Source organism: Macromonas nakdongensis (genome assembly GCF_002837145.1).
In the GTDB taxonomy this organism is placed as follows: Bacteria; Pseudomonadota; Gammaproteobacteria; order Burkholderiales; family Burkholderiaceae_C; genus Macromonas_B; species Macromonas_B nakdongensis.
Genome location: NZ_NWMV01000134.1, coordinates 1 through 7,191, shown reverse-complemented (window position 1 = coordinate 7,191; position 7,191 = coordinate 1). Strand labels below are relative to the sequence as shown.

7 protein-coding genes are annotated in these 7,191 nt (G+C 68.8%); all 7 read left to right on the top strand.

Translation table 11 applies throughout. From position 1 onward, the window contains the following. On the top strand, positions 1-126 hold a 126-nt coding region (locus tag CON77_RS14040; RefSeq protein WP_157826981.1), incomplete at its 5' end, for a helix-turn-helix domain-containing protein. Positions 127-317: 191 nt separating this feature from the next. Further along, positions 318-2,117, top strand: a complete 1,800-nt coding sequence (locus CON77_RS14035) for an NAD(P)/FAD-dependent oxidoreductase (RefSeq protein WP_101050131.1) — start codon at positions 318-320, stop codon at positions 2,115-2,117. 111 nt (positions 2,118-2,228) lie between these two features. Beyond that, the gene (gene glyQ, locus CON77_RS14030) at positions 2,229-3,146 is read left to right on the top strand and encodes a glycine--tRNA ligase subunit alpha (RefSeq protein WP_101050129.1); all 918 of its coding nucleotides are present in this window, start codon (positions 2,229-2,231) and stop codon (positions 3,144-3,146) included. Positions 3,147-3,162: 16 nt separating this feature from the next. Next, on the top strand, positions 3,163-5,337 hold the full coding sequence (glyS, locus tag CON77_RS14025; protein WP_101050127.1) for a glycine--tRNA ligase subunit beta: 2,175 nt from the start codon (positions 3,163-3,165) through the stop codon (positions 5,335-5,337). Positions 5,338-5,368: 31 nt separating this feature from the next. Continuing rightward, on the top strand, positions 5,369-5,947 hold the full coding sequence (gmhB, locus tag CON77_RS14020) for a D-glycero-beta-D-manno-heptose 1,7-bisphosphate 7-phosphatase (RefSeq protein WP_101050125.1): 579 nt from the start codon (positions 5,369-5,371) through the stop codon (positions 5,945-5,947). Continuing rightward, complete coding sequence (locus CON77_RS14015; protein ID WP_101050123.1) at positions 5,947-6,702, top strand: lysophospholipid acyltransferase family protein; 756 nt, start codon at positions 5,947-5,949, stop codon at positions 6,700-6,702. The genes gmhB and CON77_RS14015 overlap by 1 nt, the downstream gene beginning before the upstream one ends. Continuing rightward, the coding region (locus CON77_RS14010) for a YgjP-like metallopeptidase domain-containing protein (RefSeq protein ID WP_157826980.1) at positions 6,674-7,191 on the top strand (518 nt) is incomplete at its 3' end. The genes CON77_RS14015 and CON77_RS14010, both read left to right, overlap by 29 nt.

The window sequence follows — 7,191 nt, the reverse complement described above, 5'->3', positions numbered from 1 at the left end:
TGGAACGTGGCCGAGGCCGCGCGCCGGCTCGGCCTTTCCCGCATGACGCTGTACCGCCGCATGCAGCGCTGGGGGGTGGCGTCGCCCAACCGCCGCGACGGCGCAGCGCCACCGTCGGGCGCCTGACCCTCCTGTTGTGACACACGCGGCGTGACACGTGTCACGCGCGCTGCGGCACCTGTCACGGTCGGCAGGCCGCGCTGCGCGGGTTAACCCGGACGAAAACCGGGTCAGGCGGTCGGTGCGGGTTGGTACGCCATTTGCGCCATCTGAAGGGCCGGCAGCGACCGGCGTGACACACCTTCAGGAGACAAAGCATGCAAGCACAATACACGGCGAGCCAGCAGGCCGCCGACTGGCTGGCGGCCTTCGCCGCCACCCTGGACCGCCGCGACATCGACGCCGCCGTGGGCCTGTTTGGCGACGAGAGCTACTGGCGCGACCTGGTGTCGTGGACCTGGAACATCAAGACCGTGGAGGGCCCGGCCCAGATCCGCGACCTGCTGGAGCACACCCTGGCGCAGGTCAAGCCGAGCGCCTGGGCGCTCGACGGCGAGGCGACCGAAACCGATGGTGTGGTCGAGGCCTGGTTCACCTTCGAGACCGCTGTGGCCCGGGGCAAGGGCCTGCTGCGCTTGAAAGGCGGCCGTTGCTGGACGCTGCTGACCACCATGGTCGAGCTCAAGGGCTTCGAGGAAAAGAAGGGCGAGCGCCGCATCGCCGGGGCCGAGCACGGCGTGCACCCCGGCCGCAAGACCTGGGCCGAACTGCGCGCCGAAGAGCAGGCCACGCTGGGCTACAGCGTACAGCCCGACGTGGTGGTGATCGGCGGCGGGCAGGGCGGCATCGCGCTCGGCGCGCGGCTGCGCCGCCTGGGGGTGCCCACCATCATCGTGGAGAAGAACGCCCGCGCTGGCGACAGCTGGCGCAACCGCTACAAGAGCCTGTGCCTGCACGACCCGGTCTGGTACGACCACCTGCCCTACATGCCGTTTCCGGACGACTGGCCGGTGTTCGCGCCCAAGGACAAGGTCGGCGACTGGCTGGAGGCTTACACCAAAATCATGGAGCTGAACTACTGGAGCTCCACCCTCGCCAAAAACTGCCGCTGGGACGAGGCCAGCCAGCGCTGGGAGGTGACGGTCGAACGCGAGGGCCAGACCGTGGTGCTGCGGCCCAAAGAGCTGGTCATCGCCCTGGGCGTGTCGGGCTACGCCAACGTGCCCAAGATCCCGGGGGCCGAGACCTTTCTGGGCGAGCAGCACCACTCCAGCAAGCACACCAGTTCCGAGCCCTACCGCGGCAAAAAGTGCGTGGTGCTCGGCTCCAACAATTCGGCCCACGACATTTGCGCGGCGCTGTGGGAAAACGGCGCCGACGTGACCATGGTCCAGCGCTCGTCCACCCACATCGCACCGTCGGCCGCGCTGATGGAGTTGGCCCTCGGGGGGCTGTACAGCGAACAGGCGGTGAAGAACGGCATCGACCACCACAAGGGCGACCTGATCTTCGCCAGCGTGCCCTACAAGATCATGCACACCTTCCACATCCCGGTGTACGAGGAGATGCAGCGGCGCGAGGCCGACTTCTACGCCCGGCTGGAGAAGGCCGGCTTCATCCTGGACTTCGGCGCCGACGGCTCCGGCCTGTTCATGAAGTACCTGCGCCGCGGCTCGGGCTATTACATCGACGTGGGCGCCAGCGAGCTGGTGGCCAACGGCAGCGTCAAACTCAAGAGCGGGGTGAACATCGAAAGGATCCACCCGCGTTCGGTGACGCTGACCGACGGCACCGAGTTGGAGGCCGACCTGATCGTCTACGCCACCGGCTTTGGCTCGATGAACCACTGGCTGGCCGACCTGATCTCCCCCGAGGCTGCCGACCGCGTGGGTAAGGTCTGGGGCCTGGGCAGCGACACGCCCAAGGACCCGGGCCCGTGGGAGGGTGAGCTGCGCAACATGTGGAAGCCGACCCAGGTGCCGCACCTGTGGATCCACGGCGGCAACCTGCACCAGAGCCGGCACTACTCGCAGTTCCTGTCGCTGCAGCTGAAGGCGCGCATGGCCGGCATTCCCACCCCGGTGTACGGCCAGGCCGAGGTGCACCACCTGCGTTGACGCCCCGGTGGCGCCCGGTCGGACAGGGCGATCTAAAATGGCATGTTGCCCAAAGGCGGCGCGGGTCTTGCGGCCCCGCCGCCTTTGCATGAATACCTAGCCCCCCGTCCGATGCTGACCTTTCAACAAATCATCCTCAAGCTCCAGGCCTACTGGGACGCCCAGGGCTGTGCCCTGCTGCAGCCCTACGACATGGAAGTGGGCGCTGGCACCAGCCACACCGCCACCTTCCTGCGCGCCATTGGCCCCGAGCCCTGGAAGGCCGCCTATGTGCAGCCCAGCCGCCGGCCCAAGGACGGCCGCTACGGCGAGAACCCCAACCGCCTGCAGCACTACTACCAGTACCAGGTGGTGTTGAAGCCCGCGCCGGCCAACATCCTGGAGCTGTACCTGGGCTCGCTGGAGGCGCTGGGTTTCGACCTGAAGAAGAACGACATCCGCTTCGTGGAAGACGACTGGGAGAATCCCACGCTGGGCGCCTGGGGCCTGGGCTGGGAGGTCTGGCTCAACGGCATGGAGGTGACGCAGTTCACCTACTTCCAGCAGGTTGGCGGCATCGACTGCAAGCCCGCCACCGGCGAGATCACCTACGGCCTGGAGCGCCTGGCCATGTATTTGCAAGGGGTGGACAACGTCTACAACCTGCAGTGGACCGATACCTTGAAGTACGGCGATGTGTACCACCAGAACGAGGTGGAGCAGAGCACCTACAACTTCGAGCATTCGGACGCCGAGTTCTTGTTCACCGCCTTCGGCGCCCACGAAAAGCAGGCCCAGTACCTGATGGCGCAGCAGCTGGCGCTGCCGGCCTACGAGCAGGTGCTCAAGGCCGCCCACACCTTCAACCTGCTGGACGCGCGCGGCGCCATTTCCGTGACGGAACGCGCTGCTTACATCGGCCGCATCCGCAACCTGGCGCGCGCCGTGGCCCAGGCTTACTACGAAAGCCGCGAACGCCTCGGTTTCCCCATGGCCCCGCGCGAATGGGTGGCTCAGATGGCCGCACCGGCCGAGAAAAAAGCCGCCTGAGCCGGAGCCCCTGAAAATGACAACGAAAAACCTCCTCGTCGAACTGTTCGTGGAAGAACTGCCGCCCAAGGCGCTGCCCAAGCTGGGCGACGCCTTCGCCGGCGTGCTGGCCGAGCAACTCAAGGCCCAGGGCCTGGCCGGCGCGAATTCGGTGGTGACGCCGTTCGCCTCGCCGCGCCGCCTGGCCGCCCACGTCACCCACGTGGCGCTCAAGGCCGAAGACAAGGCCGTGCAGCAAAAGCTGATGCCGGTGTCGGTGGCGCTGACTGCCGACGGCCAGGCCACCCCGGCGCTGCTGAAGAAACTGCAGTCGCTGGGCGCGGACGTGTCCGACCCGGCCGCCGCCGTGGCCACACTCAAGCGCCAGGGCGAAGGCAAGGCCGAAGCGCTGTTCTACGACAGCCTGGTCACCGGCGCCACGCTGGACACCGGTCTGCAAAAAGCGCTGGACGAAGCCATCGCCAAGCTGCCCATCCCCAAGGTCATGACCTACCAGTTGGAGACGGACTGCGAGCTGCCCGGCTGGAGCAGTGTGCACTTCGTGCGCCCGGCGCACGGCCTGGTGGCGCTGCACGGCGAAACCGTGGTGCCGGTCAAGGCGCTGGGCCTGACGGCCGGCCACACCACCCAGGGCCACCGCTTTGAAGCGGCCCAGCCCCAGGTCGAAATTCCCAACGCCGACGCCTACGCCCAGACCCTGCGCGACGACGGCGCGGTGATCGCCAGCTTTGCCGAGCGCAAGGCCGAGATCGCGCGCCAGCTGGCCGCCGCCGCGGCGCAAGTGGGCAACGGTTGCCGCCCCATCGAGGATGAGGCCCTGCTGGACGAGGTGACCGCGCTGGTGGAGCGCCCCAACGTGTTGGTGTGCCAGTTCGAGAAAGAGTTTCTGGACGTGCCGCAGGAGTGCCTGATCCTGACGATGAAGGCCAACCAGAAGTACTTCCCGCTGCTGGACGCGGCCGGCAAGCTGACGAACCAGTTCCTGGTGGTCAGCAACATCCGCCCGGCCGACGCGAGCGCGGTGATCGGCGGCAACGAGCGCGTGGTGCGCCCGCGCCTGGCCGATGCCAAGTTCTTCTTCGACCAGGACCGCAAAAAGACGCTGGAAAGCCGCGTGCCCGGTCTGGCCAAGGTGGTGTACCACAACAAGCTGGGCACCCAGGGCGAGCGCAGCGAGCGGGTGCGTGCCATTGCCCACGCCATCGTCAACCAGTGGCGCCTGGCCACGGTGCCCTTCGGCGTGGACGAGAAAGACCACTTCGACGTGCTCGACAGCAAGGTGCAGCAAGCCGCCTTGCTGGCCAAGACCGACCTGCTGACCGACATGGTGGGTGAGTTCCCCGAGCTGCAAGGCATCATGGGCGGCTACTACGCCCGCCATGAAGGGCTGCGCGATGGTGTGGCCATTGCCATCGAGGACCACTACAAGCCCCGCTTCGCCGGCGACGCGCTGCCGCGCAACCACACCGGCACCGTGCTGGCACTGGCCGACAAGCTGGAGACCCTGGTGGGCATGTTCGGCATCGGCAACCTGCCCACCGGCGACAAAGACCCGTTCGCGCTGCGCCGCCATGCACTGGGCGTGGTCCGCATCCTGACCGAAAAGCAGTTGCCTCTGGACCTGCCGGCGCTGCTGCAGGCCGCCGCACAGCCCTTTGGCGAACTCATCACCAACCCCACCGCTGCGCTGCTGGACTTCATGCTCGACCGGCAAGCGGTCAGCCTGCGCGACCAGGGCTACAGCGCCCAGGAGGTGGATGCGGTGCTGGCGCTCAAACCCGCCCGCCTGAGCGAGGTGGCGCAGCGCCTGGCCGCGGTGCGGGCCTTTGCCGCGCTGCCCGAAGCGCCGGCCCTGGCCGCCGCGAACAAGCGGGTGGGCAACATCCTGAAGAAGGCCGAGGGCGCGGTGCAGCCCGAGGTCAACCCGGCGCTGCTGAAAGAGACCGCTGAGGCGGCTTTGGCCGCTGCGCTGGCGCAGGTGGCGCCCGCCGCCCAGGCCGCGTTCGAGCGCGGCGACCACACCGCCAACCTGCAGGCCCTGGCCGCGCTGAAGGCGCCGGTGGACACCTTCTTCGACCAGGTCATGGTCAACGCCGACGACCCGGCACTGAAGGCCAACCGCCTGGGCCTGCTGGCCAGCCTGCACGCGGCCATGAACCGCGTGGCCGACCTGTCGCGCCTGGCGGCCTGAGGCCCCGGGCCCTTCCCCGCGACGCACCGCCATGCCCAGCCGCGAGCAGAAACTCATCGTCCTCGACCGGGACGGTACCCTGGGGGCCGACCCCGAGGATTTCGTCCAGTCCGCGGACGACTGGCAACCCCTGCCCGGCGCGCTCGAGGCCGTGGCGCGGCTCAACCAGGGCGGCTGGCGCGTGGTCATCGCGTCCAACCAGTCGGGCCTGGGCCGCGGCCTGTTCGACGTGGCGACCCTGAACGCGGTGCACGCCCGCATGCACAAGCTGCTGGCCGGTGTGGGCGCGCGGGTGGAAGCGGTGTTCTTCTGTCCGCACGCCCCCGAGGACGCCTGCGACTGCCGCAAGCCCGCCCCGGGGTTGTTTCTGCAAATTTCCCGCCGCCTGGGGGTGCCTGTGTCGCAGATCGTGGCCGTGGGCGACTCGGTGCGCGACGCCCAGGCCGCCGTGGCCGCCGGCTGCGAAGCCCACCTGGTGCTGACCGGGCAGTCCGCCGCGCACCGCTTGGGCGGGGTGCCCGACGGCCTGCCTCCCGGCGTCCCCCAACACCTGGACCTCAACGCCTTCGCCGACGCCGTACTGGCGCGCGACGCACAGAAAGCCGCCTGATGAACGCCCTCCGCTCTGTCCTGCACCTCGTGTTCATGGGGGTGACCGTGGTGCCTTGGGCCCTGGCCGTGCTGCTGGCCGCGCCCTTCCTCAACAGCACCCGCATCTACTGGATGTGCGCGGGTTGGTTGCGCCTGGCGGTGTGGGGTGGGCGCTGGATCCTGGGCATCCGCAACCGCGTCATCGGGTACGAGAACCTGCCCGTGGGCAACACCGCTCCGGCGGTGCTGCTGGTCAAGCACCAGTCCACCTGGGAAACCTTTGCCATGCCCACGCTGATGCCGCACCCGCTGGCCTACGTGTTCAAGAAAGAACTGCTGAGCGTGCCCTTCTTCGGTTGGGCCATGGCCAAGATGGACATGATCCACATCGACCGCTCGCAGCGCGCCCGCGCCTTTGCCAAGGTGGTGCAACAGGGGCGCCGACTGCTGGCCCAGGGCACCTGGGTCATCATGTTCCCCGAGGGCACCCGGATAGACCGAGGTGAAAAGGGCGAGTACAAGTCCGGCGGCACCCGCCTGGCCATCCAGACCGGCGCGCCGGTGATCCCGATCGCGGTGACCTCGGCCAAGTGCTGGCCGCGCAAGGCGCTGGTCAAGCGCCCGGGCGTGGTGGAGTTTTCCATCGGCAAGCCGATTCCCAGCGAGGGCCGCAAAGCCGAGGAATTGATGGCCGAGGTGGAGGCCTGGATCGAGGCCGAGATGCGCCGGCTCGACCCCGAGGCCTATGCCCCCACGCCGGTCAAGTCCGCCTGACGCCCCGACCGCGGCGGCGCAGCTCGACCTGTTCGGGGGGGCGGTCGGCACCGAATCGGGGCTGTCGCCGGCCGACCAGGCCACACCTCCCACTCCCCGGCCGACCGCGCCACCGGCGGTGCTGGCCCCCGCCCTGGACGTGTTGCGCCACCCCCGGGCCAACCGCGAATGCCGCCTGGGCAGCGTCACCGTGGCCTACGAATTCCTGCGCAGCCAGCGCCGCACCGTGGGCCTGAACGTCGGTCCACTGGGCCTGAGCGTGCGCGCACCGCGCTGGACGCCGCTGGGCGAGGTCGAGCGCTTCCTGCAGGCCAAGGCCACCTGGGTGCTGGACAAGCTGCAGCAGGTGCAGCTGCGCGCGCGGCAGGCACCGCCCGCCCAGGTCTGGGCCGAAGGCGAACGCATCGACTTTATGGGCCGGCCGTTGACCCTGACGCTGGACCCGGCGCACGGGTTTGCAGGCGCGGTCGCCGCGGTCGACGGCGAGCG

What these genes read in the sequence shown, in the direction of transcription:
- gmhB (WP_101050125.1), top strand. Translation starts at nt 5,369, where the DNA reads ATGCCCAGCCGCGAGCAGAAACTCATCGTCCTCGACCGGGACGGTACC.
- glyS (WP_101050127.1), top strand. Translation starts at nt 3,163, where the DNA reads ATGACAACGAAAAACCTCCTCGTCGAACTGTTCGTGGAAGAACTGCCG.
- CON77_RS14035 (WP_101050131.1), top strand. Translation starts at nt 318, where the DNA reads ATGCAAGCACAATACACGGCGAGCCAGCAGGCCGCCGACTGGCTGGCG.
- CON77_RS14015 (WP_101050123.1), top strand. Translation starts at nt 5,947, where the DNA reads ATGAACGCCCTCCGCTCTGTCCTGCACCTCGTGTTCATGGGGGTGACC.
- glyQ (WP_101050129.1), top strand. Translation starts at nt 2,229, where the DNA reads ATGCTGACCTTTCAACAAATCATCCTCAAGCTCCAGGCCTACTGGGAC.